This window comes from Shewanella sp. S23-S33, assembly GCF_043359565.1.
Classification (GTDB): Bacteria; Pseudomonadota; Gammaproteobacteria; order Enterobacterales; family Shewanellaceae; genus Shewanella; species Shewanella oncorhynchi.
In genome coordinates, this window is the sequence record NZ_JBHFFD010000057.1 from 1 (window position 1) to 18,876 (window position 18,876).

The 18,876-nt window shown below is 43.0% G+C and carries 17 protein-coding genes; 9 read left to right on the forward strand and 8 right to left on the reverse strand.

What is annotated here, in order from left to right:
* Positions 1-1,128, forward strand: a 1,128-nt coding sequence (locus tag ACHA99_RS15405) for a nicotinate phosphoribosyltransferase (protein WP_393943689.1), incomplete at its 5' end; no start/stop codon positions are given.
* A 157-nt stretch (positions 1,129-1,285) separates the two neighbouring features.
* Here the strand turns inward: ACHA99_RS15405 and ACHA99_RS15410 are convergent.
* From ACHA99_RS15410 to ACHA99_RS15430, 5 genes are all read right to left on the reverse strand, one after another.
* Positions 1,286-1,546 carry a hypothetical protein gene (locus ACHA99_RS15410; protein WP_393943691.1) on the reverse strand — a complete coding sequence of 87 codons (261 nt, stop codon included), beginning with the start codon at positions 1,544-1,546 and terminating at the stop codon, positions 1,286-1,288.
* Between the two features lie 300 nt (positions 1,547-1,846).
* On the reverse strand, positions 1,847-2,020 hold the full coding sequence (locus tag ACHA99_RS15415; protein ID WP_006082106.1) for a hypothetical protein: 174 nt from the start codon (positions 2,018-2,020) through the stop codon (positions 1,847-1,849).
* 728 nt (positions 2,021-2,748) lie between these two features.
* Positions 2,749-3,471: a ChrR family anti-sigma-E factor gene (locus tag ACHA99_RS15420; RefSeq protein WP_168827424.1), complete on the reverse strand. Its 723-nt coding sequence runs from the start codon at positions 3,469-3,471 to the stop codon at positions 2,749-2,751.
* Positions 3,464-4,126, reverse strand: coding sequence for a sigma-70 family RNA polymerase sigma factor (locus ACHA99_RS15425; RefSeq protein WP_393943694.1), 663 nt, complete (start codon positions 4,124-4,126; stop codon positions 3,464-3,466). The genes ACHA99_RS15420 and ACHA99_RS15425 overlap by 8 nt, the downstream gene beginning before the upstream one ends.
* A gap of 145 nt (positions 4,127-4,271) precedes the next feature.
* Positions 4,272-4,823 (reverse strand): LON peptidase substrate-binding domain-containing protein, encoded by a 552-nt coding sequence (locus ACHA99_RS15430; protein WP_393943696.1) that lies wholly within the window; start codon positions 4,821-4,823, stop codon positions 4,272-4,274.
* A gap of 101 nt (positions 4,824-4,924) precedes the next feature.
* On the opposite strand from ACHA99_RS15430, the gene ACHA99_RS15435 reads away from it, so the two are divergent.
* On the forward strand, positions 4,925-5,539 hold the full coding sequence (locus ACHA99_RS15435; protein ID WP_393943698.1) for a class I SAM-dependent methyltransferase: 615 nt from the start codon (positions 4,925-4,927) through the stop codon (positions 5,537-5,539).
* 232 nt (positions 5,540-5,771) lie between these two features.
* Positions 5,772-6,716 (forward strand): chemotaxis protein CheV, encoded by a 945-nt coding sequence (locus tag ACHA99_RS15440; protein ID WP_105252200.1) that lies wholly within the window; start codon positions 5,772-5,774, stop codon positions 6,714-6,716.
* 184 nt (positions 6,717-6,900) lie between these two features.
* On the opposite strand, the gene ACHA99_RS15445 is transcribed toward ACHA99_RS15440, so the two are convergent.
* Positions 6,901-7,542 (reverse strand): hypothetical protein, encoded by a 642-nt coding sequence (locus tag ACHA99_RS15445; protein WP_173497449.1) that lies wholly within the window; start codon positions 7,540-7,542, stop codon positions 6,901-6,903.
* Positions 7,543-7,593: 51 nt separating this feature from the next.
* The gene (locus tag ACHA99_RS15450) at positions 7,594-7,953 is read right to left on the reverse strand and encodes a DUF2750 domain-containing protein (RefSeq protein WP_393943700.1); all 360 of its coding nucleotides are present in this window, start codon (positions 7,951-7,953) and stop codon (positions 7,594-7,596) included.
* A 430-nt stretch (positions 7,954-8,383) separates the two neighbouring features.
* On the opposite strand from ACHA99_RS15450, the gene ACHA99_RS15455 reads away from it, so the two are divergent.
* Complete coding sequence (locus ACHA99_RS15455; RefSeq protein WP_168827435.1) at positions 8,384-9,682, forward strand: lytic murein transglycosylase; 1,299 nt, start codon at positions 8,384-8,386, stop codon at positions 9,680-9,682.
* Between the two features lie 138 nt (positions 9,683-9,820).
* The gene (locus tag ACHA99_RS15460; RefSeq protein WP_393943703.1) at positions 9,821-10,309 is read left to right on the forward strand and encodes a peptidylprolyl isomerase; all 489 of its coding nucleotides are present in this window, start codon (positions 9,821-9,823) and stop codon (positions 10,307-10,309) included.
* A 194-nt stretch (positions 10,310-10,503) separates the two neighbouring features.
* Here the strand turns inward: ACHA99_RS15460 and ACHA99_RS15465 are convergent, their stop codons facing one another.
* A complete protein-coding gene (locus ACHA99_RS15465; RefSeq protein ID WP_393943705.1) occupies positions 10,504-12,447 on the reverse strand; it encodes a M1 family metallopeptidase in 1,944 nt (647 codons plus the stop codon).
* Positions 12,448-12,701: 254 nt separating this feature from the next.
* Here ACHA99_RS15465 and ACHA99_RS15470 point away from each other — a divergent pair, with 254 nt between their 5' ends.
* The 4 genes from ACHA99_RS15470 to ACHA99_RS15485 all read left to right on the forward strand — a co-directional run bounded on the left by ACHA99_RS15470 (position 12,702) and on the right by ACHA99_RS15485 (position 18,857).
* Positions 12,702-12,929: a DUF3389 domain-containing protein gene (locus tag ACHA99_RS15470; protein WP_263168278.1), complete on the forward strand. Its 228-nt coding sequence runs from the start codon at positions 12,702-12,704 to the stop codon at positions 12,927-12,929.
* A 92-nt stretch (positions 12,930-13,021) separates the two neighbouring features.
* The gene (locus tag ACHA99_RS15475; RefSeq protein ID WP_263168179.1) at positions 13,022-13,693 is read left to right on the forward strand and encodes an alpha/beta hydrolase; all 672 of its coding nucleotides are present in this window, start codon (positions 13,022-13,024) and stop codon (positions 13,691-13,693) included.
* A 363-nt stretch (positions 13,694-14,056) separates the two neighbouring features.
* A complete protein-coding gene (ushA, locus tag ACHA99_RS15480; RefSeq protein ID WP_393943707.1) occupies positions 14,057-15,775 on the forward strand; it encodes a bifunctional UDP-sugar hydrolase/5'-nucleotidase UshA in 1,719 nt (572 codons plus the stop codon).
* A gap of 421 nt (positions 15,776-16,196) precedes the next feature.
* Positions 16,197-18,857: a TonB-dependent receptor gene (locus ACHA99_RS15485; RefSeq protein WP_393943709.1), complete on the forward strand. Its 2,661-nt coding sequence runs from the start codon at positions 16,197-16,199 to the stop codon at positions 18,855-18,857.
* Positions 18,858-18,876: the final 19 nt, after the last annotated feature.

An 18,876-nucleotide genomic window follows, 5' to 3' on the forward strand; every position in this document is an offset into this window, starting at 1 on the left:
GTGTATCCATTAAAAGTGCCTTGCTTGATTTTGTACAATACCGATGAGCGGTTCTTTTGGTTGACCAATTATCTCGAAACCATCCTTTCCGCTAATGTGTGGGGTATGTGTACCAGTGCTACTACCGCGCTGCAATACCGCAAAATATTTGAGACTTACGCGCTAGAAACCGATGGTGACATCGCTTTTGTTGATTGGCAGGGGCACGATTTTAGTTTCCGTGGCATGTATGGTGCAGAGGCCGCGATCATGAGCGGCGCCGCACATTTACTCAGTTTTACTGGGACTGATACCATACCCGCCATTGATTTTCTTGAGCAATATTACCTTGCCGATAGTGATAAAGAACTTGTCGGTGGCAGTGTGCCCGCAACGGAGCACAGTGTCATGTGCGCGGGTGGCATGGAGAATGAATTAGAGACGTTCCGCCGTTTGATTGAAGATATTTACCCAACGGGCATTGTCAGCATTGTTTCAGATTCTTGGGATTTTTGGCAGGTGATGACAGAATTCACCTTAGCGTTAAAAGACCGCATTCTTGCCCGCGATGGCAAAGTGGTGTTTAGGCCTGATACAGGTTGCCCTGTGAAGATCATTTGTGGCGATCCACAAGCTCCAATCGGGAGTCCCGAATATAAAGGCGCTATTGAGTGTCTGTGGGACGTCTTTGGGGGCAGCACAACAGCCAAAGGTTACAAAGCGCTGAATAGCCATGTTGGACTGATTTATGGCGATTCAATCACCATTGAACGTGCTGAAGCCATTTGTGCCGGATTAAAGGCTAAAGGTTTTGCGTCAACTAATATTGTGTTTGGAATTGGCAGTTTTACCTATCAACACGTGACCCGAGATACTGACGGTTATGCCGTGAAAGCGACCTTTGCGAAAGTTGATGGTAAAGACAGAGAAATATTTAAAGATCCTAAAACAGATGATGGCACTAAAAAATCCGCTAAGGGTTTAGTGGCGGTGTTTAAAGATGAGCAGGGTCAATTTTATCTTAAAGATCAAGCCAGCTGGCAAGATGTCAACAATTGCGAGTTTGTTCCCGTATTTGCCGATGGTGAACTATTAACGGAATATTCTTTGGCAGATATTCGCGCAAGGTTGGCAGAGTCTAGAAGTTGAGCCTATCGATTTGTGATTTTTAACGGCTATCGACAATAGCGAAGATAAAACTGGCAATGTGATTTCTATTAGGGTCATATTGTCAGTTAAGTTTTGAATTTATTTTACGTCGTGTAAGTAAAGCGCCCCATAAATAGTAAAATGCAAATACAAGCGATTAAGACAGTAACTGGTTCCGTTTAAGAATTTTATAGGTACGACGGCCAATGTTTTCGAGGTTTTTTAAATCTTTTAGGCTAGGCGTCACCTTACTAAATTGCCAATAATTGATTTCGGCATCTAACATTTCCAGCATTTTCTTCGAACAACCTAAACATTGTCCTTGGCACAGTTGTGCTTCTTCTAAATTGAGTGGAATAGTCTCTTTGATCTGGTTTATCAAGGTTTGCATGGCAATTTGAGTATTGGGTTTTGGCATAGATGATGTGCTGAACAGTATTCATGTGTATGAATATTAGCGGATGCTGCAATGGAAAGAGGTGATCTAACGCTGGATTTGACTCATTTGGTTCGGCAGGTATCTGTGTGAGAGAGATACAGCCTGAACCAAATGTGCTCGTCATAATGACGTAAAAAAGGATAGCGTGTTCGTGACATTCGGCTATCAGTCTACTTAAGTGCTCGGTACTGCGAAGATAATGGAAACCGATTAAATACACTTGAGTAAACGGGTACTGCGGTATTAATTTTTAACTTATCGTTTTACTTACTTTTTGACTTATTTGTTCGCGGACAATAACCATTTCATAAAGCTGATGGCTTCTGTACGTTTAGAAAAAGTCTGTCTGTTTTTACCTTGACGATCGGTAAAAGCAATTGAGGTTTTATTTACTGAGATTGAATCTACAGGGAAGTTCACTGTAATTTCATGTCCATTAATTTTGTATGACATATGCCACACTCCTTTTTGTTAATTCACCCATAGGTGAGATAGTTGTAACTATAAAATATCCTTAGCAATTGTGCGAAAGATTCGTTCTATTGAGTATCGAGGTTACCCCATCTTTGATTCATTAATCAAGAGATGCTTAATCGATAAATATTTCATGTTGTCGATTACGTCAATGGAATAACTCGATTCAACCAGTTGACCATAGCTTAATGACAATACTATGACAACAAGGAGAACGGTAAGTTCACAGACATAACCACATGATTTTAGTGATATCGAATGATTGAGCTTATGGGGTTTTGCTTGTAGTAGGCTTTCTTTATGAGGACCGAACTCTGATTGCTAAATATCAGGCTGGGTTAAAAAGGTAAACAACAAGGTGTATCTCAAAACGACGTGCAGTATATCAATAAAAATGGCTTATGCAAGTTTAATTTTTATTCGATGTCATTATTTATTTGCTAATGTTGAATTAAAGTGTATTTTTCGTGGCTATTCACTTGATTTAAAGGGGAAAGGTCAGGTCGGTTTGTGCGTTGTTTTTTATTTTTGTGGTAATTGACTAAGATTAATATTGCCGTTTTATAGGCAAATGTTATAAAAAAATCCCACTAAAACAGGTCATTTTAATGGGATTAATCGTAGTCAGTTATGTAATGGACTCATTAAACTGAATTTATAAATGAATCTATGCGTTTGCTCTTGTTTAAAAAACTCAGTCAAAAGGTTTAATAAATTAGTTCACCTATGGGATTGAGTAGCTTACTCAGACCTTTGGTAAAATGCAGCGGTGCATCTAATACTGTGTAGCATAAGCAACCGTTAATGGTTTTCGGTGAGTGATGATGTTGGCCGTCAAGCACGATAAAATCACCTGGCACATAGTCACCATTTAGATCGGAAAACTCTCCGGCTAGTAATAGTGTTAGTTCATAACCTTTATGGGTATGTTGGGGGATTTCACCTTGGGCATCTATATGCAATAGGCTAGCGCGGGTGTTCGTTTCGTCGACATCAAAACGCATGCGACTGACTTTGCCTAATATTTGCCATGGACGGGCCAAATGCTGACGAAACACCGAGGGCACAGTGTAATGCTGTTGCTTTATGTCGACATCGATAGGGGCGTTATTAGGCACATTTGTCGCTGCCGGTTGAGCCATGATTTGCGCCATCATAGCGTCAATGTCCAATGCCGATTCTTGATTGTCGCCTGAGTGTTGCACCTCAACATACTCTCTGTGCATCAACTCTTCGCCCGTATCATTTGCAGCATGACCGCCATCAGGATTTAATGCTAAATTTGCAGCTTGTTCTGTGAATAGGGCAAGCTGCTCTCGACAAGTCTCACATAGGTGGCAGTGTGCGGATATTGCTATCGCCATTGATAAAGGTAAGTTCCCATTGGCATGGCTCACGAGTAATTCTTGTTGGGGATGATGCTTAATCATTGTGTGTCTCCAAGAAGCTTTTCAACTTTTCTAGCCCTAATCTTAAACGGGACTTTATGGTCCCAATTGGTACCTTTAGGGCATCGGCTAGCTCTTGTTGAGTGAGTTCTTGCATGTAAATGCCTTGCACAACTTGTCTTTGTGCTATGGGAAGGGCATCAAGATGTTGGAGTAATTTAGCCGTCAACTTGTGATCAGCGAGTGTGTCCTGAGCCATGGTCGCATCACACAGCGGCCAAATATCATCACCGAAAGTATCTTCTCTATTGTGTTGTACCCGTCTAAGCATATCGAAACATTGATTACGCATGATGGTAAACACCCAAGTTGTCACTGACCCTTTTTCTGCATTATATAGATGAGCCTTAGTCCAAACGCTGGTCATGGTTTCTTGTACTAAATCCATCGCCAACCCTTGTTGATTCAGTCTTTGTAAACCAAAGGCTCGGATCTTGGGCATGAAATGCTGGAATAAGTGACCAAAGGCGGCTCTGTCTCGGTTGTCTGCTACTTGTAGCATAAACATGATTAAAGCATCCGCTTGAGGCTCGCAGGTTTGGGAAGCTGGAATTTCGTTATCCATAGCCGAATTAGTCAGAGACGTGATTGGGACATGATACCGAGTTTGCCTGCTTTGTGATTGAATATTTTCCATTATTTTCGCTCTTATCCCAGTCGTGAGTGCTGAGTGTGATATCAGTAACGACAAAATTGAGAAGTGTGTTGCACTTCTGAGCCCATTTTTGCTGTCAAACTTTCAATCAATACGAAGTGGCTTAAATAAAGGATCATTCACAGCATTATTTAATGACGGCCCGCAATAGATCTCGGGTCATAATATGATCTAAGGCATTAATGCAGGTGTACTTTTCGGATGCTTGTACGGGTAATATTTCTAGCCAGCGCTGGCAGACCCAAGCGATATCATCGAACTGTTCTGTTTGGTAGTGCTTGAGATGTTGCGGATATTCCTTAAGAATGTTTTGTAACATTTGACTCAAGTAACGTTCATCGGTCGCAATACGTACAGCAGGCCAATTGTCGATTAAACTGACGTCTCCGCGCTTTAAACTATCGGCTTCGACACTGATTTTATCAAGTTTAAAGCGTTTAGAACCTTGAATACTGATCCCTAATAGTCCGTCTGGTAAGGTTTCAAAATCAATAATATGCACTAAGGTGCCTATGGGCTGAATGGTTTTACCATCCTCTTCAAGCATACACAAGCCAAAGCCTTGGCCTGACTTTAAGGATTCGGCGACCAAGCGCTTATATCTAGGTTCAAATACCCGCAGTTGTGTGTAACCTTCGGGCAATAAACAAATGGGTAATGGAAAAAGAGGTAATTTCATCGTGGCCTCTGGTGAACTTATGTTCCTATCATTACGTACCATAATGGCAGTTCGATCAGTAAAATTATTCAACAGTAGTTTACCCATAGTGAGAGGATGGCATGAAATTAAATCCATTTGAGAAAAAGATCGTTCAGCATCCATTACGTTTTTGGCTACAAAATCATCTCGAAGCGCCTTTACTAACGTCTATGATGCCAAAACCTATGGCTTTGTGCGAACGCGCATTAGAAATAGGTTGTGGGTTTGGTAACGGTATTCAGTTGATCCGCGAACATTTTGGCGCGGGACATATCACGGCAGTGGATATCGACCCTGACATGGTTGCTGCGGCACAATCACGTTGGCAATCTCGGCCGCAAGGGTTAAAAGGGCTGAGTTTCTCGGTTGCTGATGCAACATGTTTACCCTTTGGCGATGGCGAGTTTGATATGGTGTTTGATTTTGCCGTATTCCACCATATTCCAGAGTGGCAAGCGGCCATTAAGGAAGTTGCAAGGGTGCTGAAACCGAACGGATACTTTGTGATAGAGGATTTATATCGTGCCGCAATTTGTAATCCATTGAGCCGGCGCTTATTTGAGCATCCACAGCAGAATCGCTTTAATCATAGTGATTTGTTAACGGTATTGCGCCAGCTGGGATTTGAGATTGTCCGCGATAGAAATGCCTTTAATCTTGCGGGTATGGTGCTCGCCCAGAAAATATTGCGTTAACACTAAGACCAAATATTAGCAATGTCGCGTATTATCTGAAAATATAAGCTTAGGGATGCAGATATCTGAGATGCGCTAAACGAAGTTTATGGCCGAACTTTGCGAGAGTGGTTGTAATTTTTAGATAAAATAGACTCTCGGCATGGTTCTTCATGGGCGTTTACCGCTATAATTTGAGCTAATCCGTCGCATGTGGGGAAAGGATTTTCCTCAAGAGTAGAGAAGCAGCATTATGGCAAACGTACTTGCAACCGTAGATCAGCGTACCAAACTCGTTGGTGAGAACCGACTTGAGTTGTTGCTCTTTAGCATTAATTCCACGCAGTTATTTGCCATTAACGTCTTTAAAGTCAAAGAAGTTGTCAAGCTTCCTCCCTTGAATGCGATGCCGGGTAGTCATCCGCATATTTCTGGTGTTGCTAATATTCGCGGAATTTCTATCCCCGTGATTGATTTACGTTCGGCCATAGGGTTTAAGCCCGTGCCGCCTAACGAAGATGCCAATATGATCATCACAGAATATAACCGCAGTGTGCAGGGTTTCTTAGTCGGTAAGGTTGAACACATTATCAACATGACTTGGAGCGATATTATGCCACCGCCGAAAACGGCTGGGCGTAATAATTATCTAACGGCAATTACTCGCATAGAGCATCAAGGTCAGTCGCAGTTAGTGTCTATTATCGACGTAGAAAAAGTCTTGGCGGAGATCATTCACTACGATATCCGTTTATCTGAAGGTGTACTCGACGAAACCTTAGTCCATGAAATGCCAGGCAGAAAAATCCTGATTGTGGATGATTCATCGACCGCCAGACGTCAAGTGCGTGAAACGTTAGGCCAACTGGGTATCGAAATTATTGAGGCATCTGATGGCTTACAAGCGCTGACGTTATTGCAGAAATGGCGTGATGAAGGTAAACAAGTTGCCAAAGAATTATTGATGATGATTACCGATGCCGAAATGCCCGAAATGGACGGTTATAAGCTCACTTCTGAAGTGCGTAGCGATAAAGCTATGTCGGATTTATTCATCACCTTAAATACTTCGTTGAGTGGCAGTTTTAACCATGCCATGGTTGAAAAAGTGGGCTGTGATAAGTTTATTTCTAAGTTCCAACCGGATTTGCTGGTGGAAGTGGTGCAAGAAAGATTAAGACAAGTGATCAATCACTGATCGCATTTTGAGATACGAACTATCGGTGATTGACCTTGAGTCGATCATCGATAGGTTCAGCGCTTTGAATGAACGCTTTAATAACAGTTTTTAATACGGTTTTTGAATCACATTCTTTTAACTGCTACCTTTTCAATTGCTTTTCTGCAAACATCTGCTGACCCACTACCTGTAACACGCTCGATTATAACGCTAATTCGGCTGCTACATCGTGTAATACTTGGCGCTTCATTTCTTTGGCGGCGGCGATATGGATACGGGCGAGCCTTAAGGCATAGTTGAATCTTGCTCGACCGACGAGGCTTACCAGTTCGGCAAAAAACTGTGGATCTAAAGTGAATTGCGTCGAATAGTATTGGATAGCGGCATTGACTGAATTAAAAGTCACGCCATCGAATTCAAAACCTGCGTTATAACCTTGGTCGTCAATTTCTTCGCCCTCTAATACCAGTGGCCAACCGGGCGCATTGATACGGTCGCGGGCAATTTGGTACATCATCCAAGCACTTTTTTTAAAACCTTCAAACACTTTGCAGGAGAATTCGGACTCAGCCAGTTCTTCTTCGGTCCAATTAATCCCTATGGCGAGGTGTTTCGCATAAATACGCATCAGAGCATCTTTGACGGCCATACGACAATCCCAAATGGAGCTAAGAGTATGTTGTTTGGCTAATCGCAAACATTCGCTGCAGGCGGGCACAGCTAACGAAGCATGTGGTGTATGTGTGTGTGCAATATATTCGAAGTGTTGATGGCTCGGTTCGCCACAAAACCAGCAGGTATGGCGTTTGTCGAAGGGAATATCGATAAGCGGAATAGCAGACATCAAGGAATGAGCACCTCAGTCCTTGATGCCATCAATGGCATACTGAAGCAATTAAACTTCTTCAACATCAACCAAATCTTTTGCTAAAACAATCGGATCAAGTTCAAGACAATCTTCATCGGTTTGCCAATCAATACCGATTAATACACCATCGTCGTTTAGATCTGAGACCCAATATTCTAGAAATTCTTCTAATGAAATATAAACGGGTTGATAGTCGTGCCATTCGTCGCTGCAATGGGATTTTGCAGTAGCTTCATTTGACCATAATGGCATCACATCTGTGTCTTCAAATTCTGAAGAATCACAAACGACCCAGCCTTCGCCAGTTTCATCCATTAGACCCCAAAGCGTCTGATGTTGTTTTACATTTTTGATAAAGCCAGCCAAAGCCGCATTGATTTCAGTCATGATAGGTCTCTTTGATGTGTGCTGTTAACTTATCCATTATACGGTAACGTGCTGCGATACCAAGGGATTCTTTGTTAAGAATTTTTTTGTGTTGGATAACTGAGCAATAAGCCTATGCCGCAAGGTATTTATGGCGATAAGGATTGTGTTACGTGTCACTATGGGTCAGGATTATCGATAATGAGTCGCCTTGGTACAGGCTGTTTTACTGACTAAATGTGGCTTAGATAGGGGCTTTACGTAGCGGAGAAACGTGTCTTCTATGCTTTTGGCCGTTAAAGGTGTTTTGGATTCTAACCTTTAACTCGTTATGCCAAGGTGAATATCTCTCTAGGGCAATTCCCTCTTGAAGACGGAATATTGTCGTGTTTAGCCACAGCAGTGTGATTACTGTGTCATTGTTGTGAGATCAAATATTGGAGTTGTTGATTTGATTAAAATTAAAGGGTTAACTTATCTGTTTGCGAGTATTGCCGCCTGTGTCAGTCTGAGTGCCTGTTCAAGTGCGCCAACGGCGAGTGCTAATGCAACCAGCTCTAAAGCAAGTGGCATAGCTGCTGAAGTCAATCAAATGCCCGATATCAGTGTTAGTGTACAATCTAATGCTGAGGCGTTTCCAATGTGCTTGACTGGACTGCAAGCGCGGGCACGTGCAGAAGGCCTGTCAGAGGCGACGATAAACTCTACCATTGCGAACTTGAAATTTGTCCCTCGAGTGATTGAGCTGGACCAACAGCAACCCGAATTCAGCCAGACATTTGATAATTATTTCAGTAAGCGCGCGACCGAATGGCGGGTCAATGAAGGCCGCCGCTTATTGCAAAAGCACAGTGTTCTACTCAATCAATTAGCGCAAAAATACGGTGTCCCGCCGCAATATATCTTGTCTTTTTGGGGGCTGGAAACGAACTACGGTTCCTATAAAGGCAAAATGTCGGTATTGAATTCGCTGGCGACTTTGGCCTGTGAGCCACGCCGTAGCAATTATTTCACCATAGAGCTGATGCAAGCCTTAAAACTGAAAGAAAAGTATCAGTTCGATGATGACACTATGGTGGGATCATGGGCAGGTGCTATGGGACATACGCAATTTATGCCTTCTGCGTATGCCAAATATGCGGTCGATGGCGATGGCGATGGTAAGGCCGATTTATGGAATAGCACCACAGATGCACTCACTTCTGCCGCGAACTTTTTGCAGCACTTAGGTTGGCAGCGTAATCAGCGTTGGGGGCGTGAAGTCTTGTTGCCAAAGGATTTTAGTTACAGTCATTTAGGTGCGAAACAGCCCTTGTCGTTATCGGAATGGGCTGCGCTCAATGTAACGCAGTCGAATGGGCAACCTTTGCCTGCCGTCGATATTCAAGCTGCGCTGTATTTGCCTGCGGGACACACAGGCCCAGCCTTTTTAGGTTATGAGAATTTTAATGTGATCATGCGTTGGAATCGCTCCGAATTTTATGCCATTACGGTTGGGCACTTAGCCGATCGTATTAATGGTGGACAACCCTTGACGGTCAGTCCGCCTGAGCAACCACGCTTAAGCCGCGAGCAAGTAAAGCAACTGCAAACAAAACTGAACGAGGCTGGATTTGATGTTGGTAAGCCTGATGGTGTGTTGGGACGTAACTCTATGGCAGGGTTGCAAGCCTTTCAACGTAGCAAACAGATGATTGCCGATGGCTTCCCAAGCCCAGAGGTGTTTACTGCTTTAGGACTATCACTTTAGTTACTGTAGTTACTGTAGCCAAAGAGCGCTCGCTGTGGGTTTTGAGTGCTTTGAGGCCGGATAAAAAAGTGGAGTGAAAAGCACAGTTTTGTTAAGCTCGGCCCACAATTGAAATCGAAGAAAATCAAAGGATATTCGATGAGCATTAAAGACGATATGGTTGTGCAGTTTAACTACACACTGCGTGACGAGAAAGGTGAAGTGATCGAGACGAACGAAGGTCGCGATCCGATTGCCTATTTACACGGTCATGACAACATGATGCCAGGTGTAGAAAACGCGATAAATGGTAAAGCTATAGGTGAAAAGTTCACTGTGACTTTGCCTGCCGCTGAAACCTACGGTGAGCGTGTAGCTGATGTTGACGCACACCAACGTGTGTCAGTTAAGCATTTACTGGGTGCGACTGTGTGGAAACCAGGCATGACAGCAGTGGTTAATACCGACCAAGGTCAGCGCCAAGTGACTATCGTTAAAATGGGTAAGTTTATGGCGACTGTGGATGTAAACCATCCATTAGCCGGCCGCGAACTGACATTTGATATTGAAGTCGTAGGTGCCCGTGATGCGAGTGATGAAGAAATCGCCCACGGTCATGCCCATGGTGCAGGTGGTCATCACCACTAATCTTTAGGCTTCGGGCTCGGCTTCGAACTTGGCTTTTATCTGACTCAATGTGAGTGGAGTATAAGTTCAGTATGAGTTGAATGAATCGAGGCTAAAGATTAAATAGCAAAAGCCCAAACCTAGGTTTGGGCTTTTTGTTTTTATGGTGCTAATGGCTTAATGATTGTCGCAACCGCTAATGGCTCTTTATCTTGCTAATGGCTATGTTCATGCTCGAGTGGTTTGTCGGCAAACATCATATCTAGGCTTGCTTGGGTTTGGGGATGGTAGCCGCTGTGAGCCTTGAGATAGACACTCTTGGCCCAGTCGTATTTATCAGAGCTTGCTAGCTTTTGATATAAAGGCACGATTAAGCGCATGCGGCCAATATGGGTTAAGTGTTGTTTTAATGCGGGTAGTACTGCGTAATAGCCGTTGTCTAGGGCGAGTGAATACCATGCGAAAGCAATTTCACTGTTGCCAGTGCCCGTAAAATGGAACGCCTTATCTAGCTCGGCAAGTTTGGTTTGATCTAGATTGATCCTTGGCATTTCATTGATGAATCTTAACCACTGGTGGACTGTCCAAGTGCTGGTTTTCAACTCGCTTGCACTGAGTTTACCCTCGAGCCAAGTTTGTCTTTGGGCATCGATATCATCGAAGGCATGGGAATTGGGCGGCACAAGAAATGACGGTAAACCTTGACCTTCAATCCAAGTATCCACTTCGCCTTCACTGACAAGATGGGGATATTTGTTTAATAGATTCAAAGATAAATATTCACGGAACTGCGCCGTAGTAATACTCTGAAACGCAAAATGATTGAAGTAGCTTTTCACAAAAATGTCGAAGCGTTCACGGCCAAATTTGTGCTCTAAAAATATTAAGAACAACTGGCCTTTTACATAAGGGACACCGCTGAAGGCTTCGTCGGGCGAACGTTTACCGAGATCGAGATGTAGCACTGAATCGGCAGGAGTGAGCTCTTCAAGTTCGGCAAGCAATTCAGAGTAGCCGATGGTTTGCTCCATCAGTGCCCGGTCGCGGCCATAGAGGTCTTCCATGATGCGATTCTCAACATAGGTCGTAAAACCTTCATTAAGCCAGAGATCGCGCCAAGTGGCATTCGTCACTAAATTACCCGACCACGAGTGCGCAAGTTCGTGGGCGATGAGGCTCACTAAGCTTTTATCACCCGCGATCACTGTGGGTGTAATAAAAGACAAACGCGGGTTTTCCATGCCGCCAAAGGGGAAACTTGGTGGCAAGATAAGCAAGTCATAACGTCCCCAAGGGTAATCGCCATAACGTTTAGCCGCGATTTTGATCATTTCTGGCGTGTCGGCAAATTCTTGGCTCGCTTTGTCGAGGATCTCTGGCTCAGCCCAAATGCCCGAGATGTTATCTAAGGGAGAAAACTTTAAATGTCCTGCCGCAATAGCAATCAAATAAGCTGGAATAGCCTGCGGCATAGTGAATTGGGTCTGAGTGCTCGACAGGGTTTTGCGATCGGCACTCATGACCACAGTGATGGCTTTATCTGCAGTAATTGTTGCGCTATAGGTTTGGCGAACGGCTGGCGTATCTTGCAGTGGGATCCAACTGCGGGCGTGAATCGCCTGACTCTGACTGAACATAAAAGGTAACTGTTTACCTTGGGTTTGCTCAGGGGTTAACCATTGAATACCAGACGGATTATTCGATGTGTGATAATTGATTTTGACCTTTTGACTATTTTCATCAGCAAGTTTGATGGTTAGCGCGGTGCCTTTTACAGCGTCCGCTTTGGCTAACGTGAATGGCACGCTTTGCCATTCCCCAGCTGTATTTAAAGCACTTACGCTGTTAATCGTCAGATCTCGAGTATCTAAGATGAGTTCTTTCCCCGCCTTATGCCAAGCTAAATCGAGGGTGGCTTCACCGGATAAGCGGTTTTGCTTAAAATCGACTATAAGGGCTAGTTCCAAATGACTCACGCTGACTTCAGTGTAATTGGCGTAGGTCAGTGCATCTTGGTTCTGCTGCGTATCAGCTTGCACAACAGTGGCAGTAGGCTCAGTGGTTAAGGTATTTGGAGCGCTATTGGCATAAGTGCAGGGAAGTAGTTGCAGGGCAAAGACTAGGGTGCTGCAAAGGACGGTTCGACGAAGTGAAAGCATTATTTATAGTAGCCTAATGATGAAGTATGTTAGTTCGAGTTTGGGGTGATAAGACCATCAATTCAGCTTGGTTTTCTGTTAACCCACTCTATATAGCGCAAAAGTTTACCTGATAATTCACTGGATTTGTTATCTCACTGTTAGCTCAAATGTAATCAAACTTTAATGGCTTGGATGTTGGTCAGGAAATGCCATCGGTAAAAGAGCACAAGTTTGCTATGATGACGGCGTTTTCACATAGGGCGGTTATCATAATGGTGTTAGATTTTGCGCAGGGTAAGTTAATCGTTACTGAGTTTGAGGTTCAAGTGCGCCTCAACGTTGCCAGTATCGTACTGCAAGCGAGTGCTGAGGATATCGGCTTGAGACGTCAGCCTCCTATGCTGATCGCCGATGGTGGCGGTGTACGTTGGAGCTTAGTATTGGACTCAAATGCTCAGTTACGTGCGATTCAAGATGTGCTGGGCATGGATGCTGAATAACCTGTGCCCGAGTGGTGATGAGTGTTTAACGTATAGATTTATCATCATTTTTTAGTTGATGAGTGTTTAATATCGAATTGGGAATTTTTAGTATGTCAGTTTCTCTTGAGCGTATTGTTGTCGAACCTAAGACGCCTGCTACGGCTGTGGTTATTTGGTTACATGGATTAGGGGATTCGGGGGCCGGATTTGCTCCCGTAGTGCCTGCATTAGGCTTACCTGTAGATCATGCTATTCGATTTATTTTTCCCCATGCACCAGAGCAAGCAGTGACCATTAATGGTGGCTACGTTATGCGCGCTTGGTACGATATTAAAAGCATGGATTTGCATGACAGAGCCGATATGCAAGGCGTGCTTGAGTCGGAAAAAAGGGTTGCCGCATTAATTAATGAACAAATCGCGGCGGGTATTGCGAGTCAACGTATCGTATTAGCGGGATTCAGTCAGGGTGGAGTAATGAGTTTATTCTCTGGACTGCGTTTCCCTGAGCCACTTGCAGGGATTATGGCGTTGTCTTGCTATTTGCCGACGGGCGATGTGTTACCCGCTGAATTAAGTGTGGCGAATCGCAATACACCCATATTACAGCAACACGGTCTACAGGATGATGTTGTACCATTATCCGCTGGAATGTTAGCAAAAGAAGCCTTAACGGCGGGCGGCTATCATGTTACGTGGCAGACTTATCCTATGCCACATTCTGTCATTCCTGAACAATTGAAAGCGATTTCTAAGTGGTTATTACAGCGATTTGAAATGTAGATAAGTCTAATTGCTGATAAAAACAGCATGCGGTAAGTTGGAATTTACCCATGCTTGTTTTTTTAAAGGAACAATCGCGATGTTTTTTCATATTTCCTAAGTTATTTATAACAAACGATTAAAATCCATTTATTCTATTTTTATTTTGTATTCTCTAAATATATAAAAATCAGTCATTCAGCTTATTTTTTATATGAAACAAATCCTTCTTAAAATGCCCGCCAAATTTCATATAAATGTCAAGTTTTTAATAAAAATGACACAATTTATCTTTATTATTTGCTATTATCCGTGACGCTGAACTTGATGGAGTTCACGGCAATCTTTCTATGATAAAATAATTAAAATCAAGGGGTTGATGTAATGAGACATATGCTTATTAAAGGATTAGTTGCAACTGCTGTTCTTGCTGCACTTGCGGGTTGTAATAATAGTGATGACGATAAAGTTCCAACAACGTGTGCTGAAGCGGGAAGTGCTTGTAAAACGTTTACCGTTTTACATACCAATGACAACCATGGCCGTTTCTGGGAAAACAGTGATGGTGAATACGGTTTAGCCGCTCAGAAAACTCTGGTTGATCAAATTCGTGCAGAAGTGGGTAAGAATGGCAGTCAAACCTTATTATTATCTGGTGGTGATATTAATACGGGTGTACCAGAATCTGATCTTCAAGATGCCATACCAGACTTTACGGGCATGAATAAAATTGGTTATGACGCCATGGCTGTTGGTAACCATGAGTTTGACAATCCGTTATCAGTACTTGATATGCAGCGTCGCCTTGCTGAATTCCCTATGTTAGCGGCGAACATTTACCGTAAAAATGCCGAAGGCAAACCTGGCGAACGTTATTTTGATGCCTATAAAGTATTTGACATTAATGGTCTTAAAGTTGCTGTTATTGGTTTAACGACAGAAGACACTGCTAAGATTGGTAACCCAGAATACATTAGCGATCTAACATTCACCGATCCCAAGGTGGAAGTTGCTAAAGTGATTAAAGAAATTAAAGATGCCAAAGCGGCAGATATCATTTTCGCTACCACGCACATGGGTCATTACGCGGATGGTAAAAATGGTAGTAATGCCCCTGGCGATGTGGCTATGGCTCGCGCATTGAAAGAAGGGGATTTACAAGTTGTTATCGGTGGTCATTCACAGAATCCAGTGTGTATGGAACCGGGGACTGACAACAAAGCCTATGCAGCCTTTAAACCTGGTGATGCATGTGCACCTGATAAACAAAATGGCACTTGGATCATGCAAGCCCATGAATGGGGTAAATATGTTGGCCGTGCAGATTTTGAATACTTTAACGGTGAACTCCATCTAGCGAGCTACAAGCTTGTCCCTGTGAATATGCGCAAACTGGATGATGCTGGTAAGAAAACTGCTGACTTAGCTGGCACTAAAATTGAACCGGATTCAGAGTTAAAAGAACTGCTTTCTTACTATCAAGAGAAAGGTCAAGCTAAGTTAGGCGAAGTCATTGCGACAACGGATGCCCTGTTAGATGGTGAGCGTGCAAACGTGCGTAATAAGCAAACTAACTTAGGCCGTATGTTAGCGATGGCACAAAGTGCTAAAGTGACTGCTGATTTTGGTGTAATGAACTCAGGCGGTGTACGTGCATCTATCAAACCAGGCAACATCAGTTACCGTGACGTGCTGACAGTTCAGCCATTTGGTAATATGGTTACCCTTAACGAAATGACGGGTACTGAAGTTGCGGCTTATTTAGGCGCAGTCGGCAGCCTTCAAGTCGGTTCTGGTGGTTATGCACAAATCACTGGTGTGAAAATGACCATTGACTGTGAGGCTAAAACAGCCAACATCAGCGACATTGGCGGCAAGGATTTTAGCCCAACAGCCACTTATAAGTTCACTGTACCTAGCTTTAATGCTGCGGGTGGTGACGGTTATCCTAAACTAACCAGCCCAATTCAAACGGGTTTTGTTGATGCTGATTTACTCTATTCTTTCTTGAAAGAGAAACAAGTGATTAAAGCTGCTGACTACAATCCTGTAGGCGATATTGTTTATGAGAACTCAAAAAGTGTTGAAGGTTGCCAACTTTAAGTAATCAATCATTACTCAGTGTTTCAATATTAATGCCACTCAAATGAGTGGCATTTTTTATGGTTAATTAATATTGAACTAAGTGTAAATTAATATTCAGCGTTTTATTTGGGATACACTTTGATTCATTTGTGGCGTGAGTTTCTCGGTGTTCTTTTGGTTAACAATTGAGATTTATTGTATCAAATTAAATATTTAATATATTCAACAGGTCTGTATTGCTTAACTCCATGATGTATATCCGGATATCTTATATTCAAGTTGATTTATTTTGTGTCAATTTGTTTTAGTTTGAGATTAATTGTTTTTAATGGTTGACTTAGATGTTGCGCATTAACATTATCCCTACAGCGAAATAGAGTTCGCTTGCCAAATATAAAAATAACAAACATAGGGTTTTATTTACCTCAAGGAGAGATTAATGCGCTATTTAAGTTTAACGGCCAAAGCCGTTCGTACTAGTTTAATTACAGTGGCGACAAACAGTGTGGTTTTTTCTGGAATAGGCTTTTCTGCAGCGGTAAATGCGGCAGAAGAAAATGCGAAAGTTGAACGCATTGAAGTGACGGGTTCTCGTATTAAACAAGTTGATATGGAAACTGTTTCACCCGTGACTGTCATTAATGCTGCGGATATTGCCATGACGGGTGAAAAAACCGTTGCTGACGTATTGAATAACTCTGCGATAAACAGCTTTGGTTCTTGGCGTGGTATTTCTGGCTATGGATCAGGAGCAAGCTCAACCAGTGATGTCAATTTACGTGGTTTAGGATCGTCTGCGACATTAGTGTTATTAGATGGACGCCGTATGCCGGGCACTAGTTCGAGCTCTGGCTCTGTGGCCGATACATCTTCTATCCCTATGGCTATCGTGGAGCGTATTGAAATCCTGCGCGATGGCGCCTCGGCAGTATATGGTTCCGATGCGGTTGCGGGCGTGATAAACATTATCACTAAGAAGGAGTTTGAAGGGTTTCAGTTTGATTACAGCACTGAGCAGCCAAGTGTTGAAGGAGGCGATGCCAACCGTTTATCACTTGCAACGGGCTTTAATACTGATAAAGGCAATATCACGCTAACCTATGAATATTATGATACTAAAGCTGTAATGGATCGTGATATTTGGCGAATGGACGATTCAAGTTATAACGCATATAGTGGATATAGCTCAGTACCAAACGGTAAATATGGACCAGGCAATGGTAGCTGGTATAGTAATTCAGATATATGTGAAAAAACGGAAAATACCATAGACTCAGGTGATGGTCGTTGTTTATATAATCATGGTAATGTCACTAAGTTATTTGGCGATCAAACTCGTAATTCGCTGTTATCTAATTTCTCCTATGAAATTTCAGAGAATATAAAATTCCGAGGTCGTGCTTCTGCTTCATTAGCAGAAACTGAAACCCGTTATGCGGGTACGCCAGTATCAACGAATACCCCTGTGATGAGTGCCGATAATAAGTTTAATCCAATTGGCGAAGAATTAGTTATTTCTATGCGAGGCGCGCAACTTGGCGAGCGAGATACATTAACTGAAACCAACAACTTTGATATTCTAGGTGGCTTTGTTGGTACAATAGATTCAGGGAATGGTATCGACTGGGAATTAAATGCCCAGCACGCAACATCAACAACAAACAGTTTTAATTATAATTTACTGAACGACGATATTATTCAGCAAGAAATTGATTCAGAGCAATATGATATTTTCAATACCTCTGGCATGAGTTATGAGCAGTGGGATCAACAGATGACAGATCTGTATCGTAAAGCTGCGCATACTGGGGTTTATCAGGGCAAATTTGAAAGTACTCAATTGGATGGTCTTGCTTCGACCTTACTGCTCGATGACGGTGATCTTTCGGTCGCTATGGTCGGCGGTCTTGAATATGAAATGATCAAGTTTAAGCAAACCAGTGATCCAGAATCGGCCGCGGGTATTATCTCCGGCGGTTCGGGTGGTGATGATGTGGATGCCACGCGTGACCGTAGTGCCGCTTATTTGGAACTCCAAGTTGGCTTACCTGCCAATGTTGAGTTTTCTGCCGCAGTACGTTATGAGCGCTATGAGCAGGAAGGAACTCTCACAGGGCCTCAAGGGGAAGTTGTTAATTCATCGACCTTCGATGCCGTGGTGCCTAAGTTTGGTTTAAGCTGGCGTCCTATAGACACGTTATTACTGCGTGCTAGCTATGGTGACTCATTCCGTGCGCCGAATATGAGCGAAATGTTCTCGTCTCAATCCTTGAGTTTTGAGAAGGGTGTTGATTCTTTATGGTGTAATGAACCTGGTAACGTGGATGCCATATATTGCGCGACTAATAATCAACATAAAACCTGGTATGGAGGGAATCCTGATCTAGAGGCTGAAGAGGGCAACTCGTTAACCTTTGGCGGCGTTTGGAATGTCACTGACGCATGGAACTTGGAGTTATCTTATTACTCAATCACCTATGACAACAAAATTGAGTCAATTGATGTGGATGATATCCTGCGTGATGAAATCAAGAATGGTTCTTCTCCCTATGTGACGCGCGGCCCTGATGGCAAGATTGAATATATTGAAGCCGGAGTTCGTAACTTAGCTACAGTTGAGACCTCAGGTATCGATTTTGTTACGGCTTATAACTTAGAAACAGGCTTTGGGGATTTCAATTTCAAACTGGATTTAACTCATGTGCTTGATTTTAAAAAGCAGGACAACGCTGAAGCAGACATGATCGATTACGCAGGGTCGACTGACTCGCCCGATTGGCGCGGTAACTTTGCGACCAGTTGGAAATACGATGATTTCTCTGCCGCATGGACAGTTGTTTATATTGGTAGTCAATCAGCAAGTTATTTCAACGAGTTAGAAGAAACCGACCGTTATGTTGATTACGATAATTACTTTAAACATAACATTCAGTTTGGTTATACCCATGCTTATAACGGCTCTATCACAGTAGGGGTGAATAATGTGTTTGATGCTGAAACACCAAACTATTACACCTACGCCGATTATCGCGATGTGAATGTGGGTTTATATGATGTGTTAGGTAGAACGTATTACCTGAGAATAAACCAGAAGTTTTAGGTTGTCCGCCCTCCCTGGA

What these genes read in the sequence shown, in the direction of transcription:
- ACHA99_RS15410 (WP_393943691.1), bottom strand. Translation starts at nt 1,546, where the DNA reads ATGCCAAAACCCAATACTCAAATTGCCATGCAAACCTTGATAAACCAG.
- ACHA99_RS15415 (WP_006082106.1), bottom strand. Translation starts at nt 2,020, where the DNA reads ATGTCATACAAAATTAATGGACATGAAATTACAGTGAACTTCCCTGTA.
- ACHA99_RS15420 (WP_168827424.1), bottom strand. Translation starts at nt 3,471, where the DNA reads ATGATTAAGCATCATCCCCAACAAGAATTACTCGTGAGCCATGCCAAT.
- ACHA99_RS15425 (WP_393943694.1), bottom strand. Translation starts at nt 4,126, where the DNA reads ATGGAAAATATTCAATCACAAAGCAGGCAAACTCGGTATCATGTCCCA.
- ACHA99_RS15430 (WP_393943696.1), bottom strand. Translation starts at nt 4,823, where the DNA reads ATGAAATTACCTCTTTTTCCATTACCCATTTGTTTATTGCCCGAAGGT.
- ACHA99_RS15435 (WP_393943698.1), top strand. Translation starts at nt 4,925, where the DNA reads ATGAAATTAAATCCATTTGAGAAAAAGATCGTTCAGCATCCATTACGT.
- ACHA99_RS15440 (WP_105252200.1), top strand. Translation starts at nt 5,772, where the DNA reads ATGGCAAACGTACTTGCAACCGTAGATCAGCGTACCAAACTCGTTGGT.
- ACHA99_RS15445 (WP_173497449.1), bottom strand. Translation starts at nt 7,542, where the DNA reads ATGTCTGCTATTCCGCTTATCGATATTCCCTTCGACAAACGCCATACC.
- ACHA99_RS15450 (WP_393943700.1), bottom strand. Translation starts at nt 7,953, where the DNA reads ATGACTGAAATCAATGCGGCTTTGGCTGGCTTTATCAAAAATGTAAAA.
- ACHA99_RS15460 (WP_393943703.1), top strand. Translation starts at nt 9,821, where the DNA reads ATGAGCATTAAAGACGATATGGTTGTGCAGTTTAACTACACACTGCGT.
- ACHA99_RS15465 (WP_393943705.1), bottom strand. Translation starts at nt 12,447, where the DNA reads ATGCTTTCACTTCGTCGAACCGTCCTTTGCAGCACCCTAGTCTTTGCC.
- ACHA99_RS15470 (WP_263168278.1), top strand. Translation starts at nt 12,702, where the DNA reads ATGGTGTTAGATTTTGCGCAGGGTAAGTTAATCGTTACTGAGTTTGAG.
- ACHA99_RS15475 (WP_263168179.1), top strand. Translation starts at nt 13,022, where the DNA reads ATGTCAGTTTCTCTTGAGCGTATTGTTGTCGAACCTAAGACGCCTGCT.
- ushA (WP_393943707.1), top strand. Translation starts at nt 14,057, where the DNA reads ATGAGACATATGCTTATTAAAGGATTAGTTGCAACTGCTGTTCTTGCT.
- ACHA99_RS15485 (WP_393943709.1), top strand. Translation starts at nt 16,197, where the DNA reads ATGCGCTATTTAAGTTTAACGGCCAAAGCCGTTCGTACTAGTTTAATT.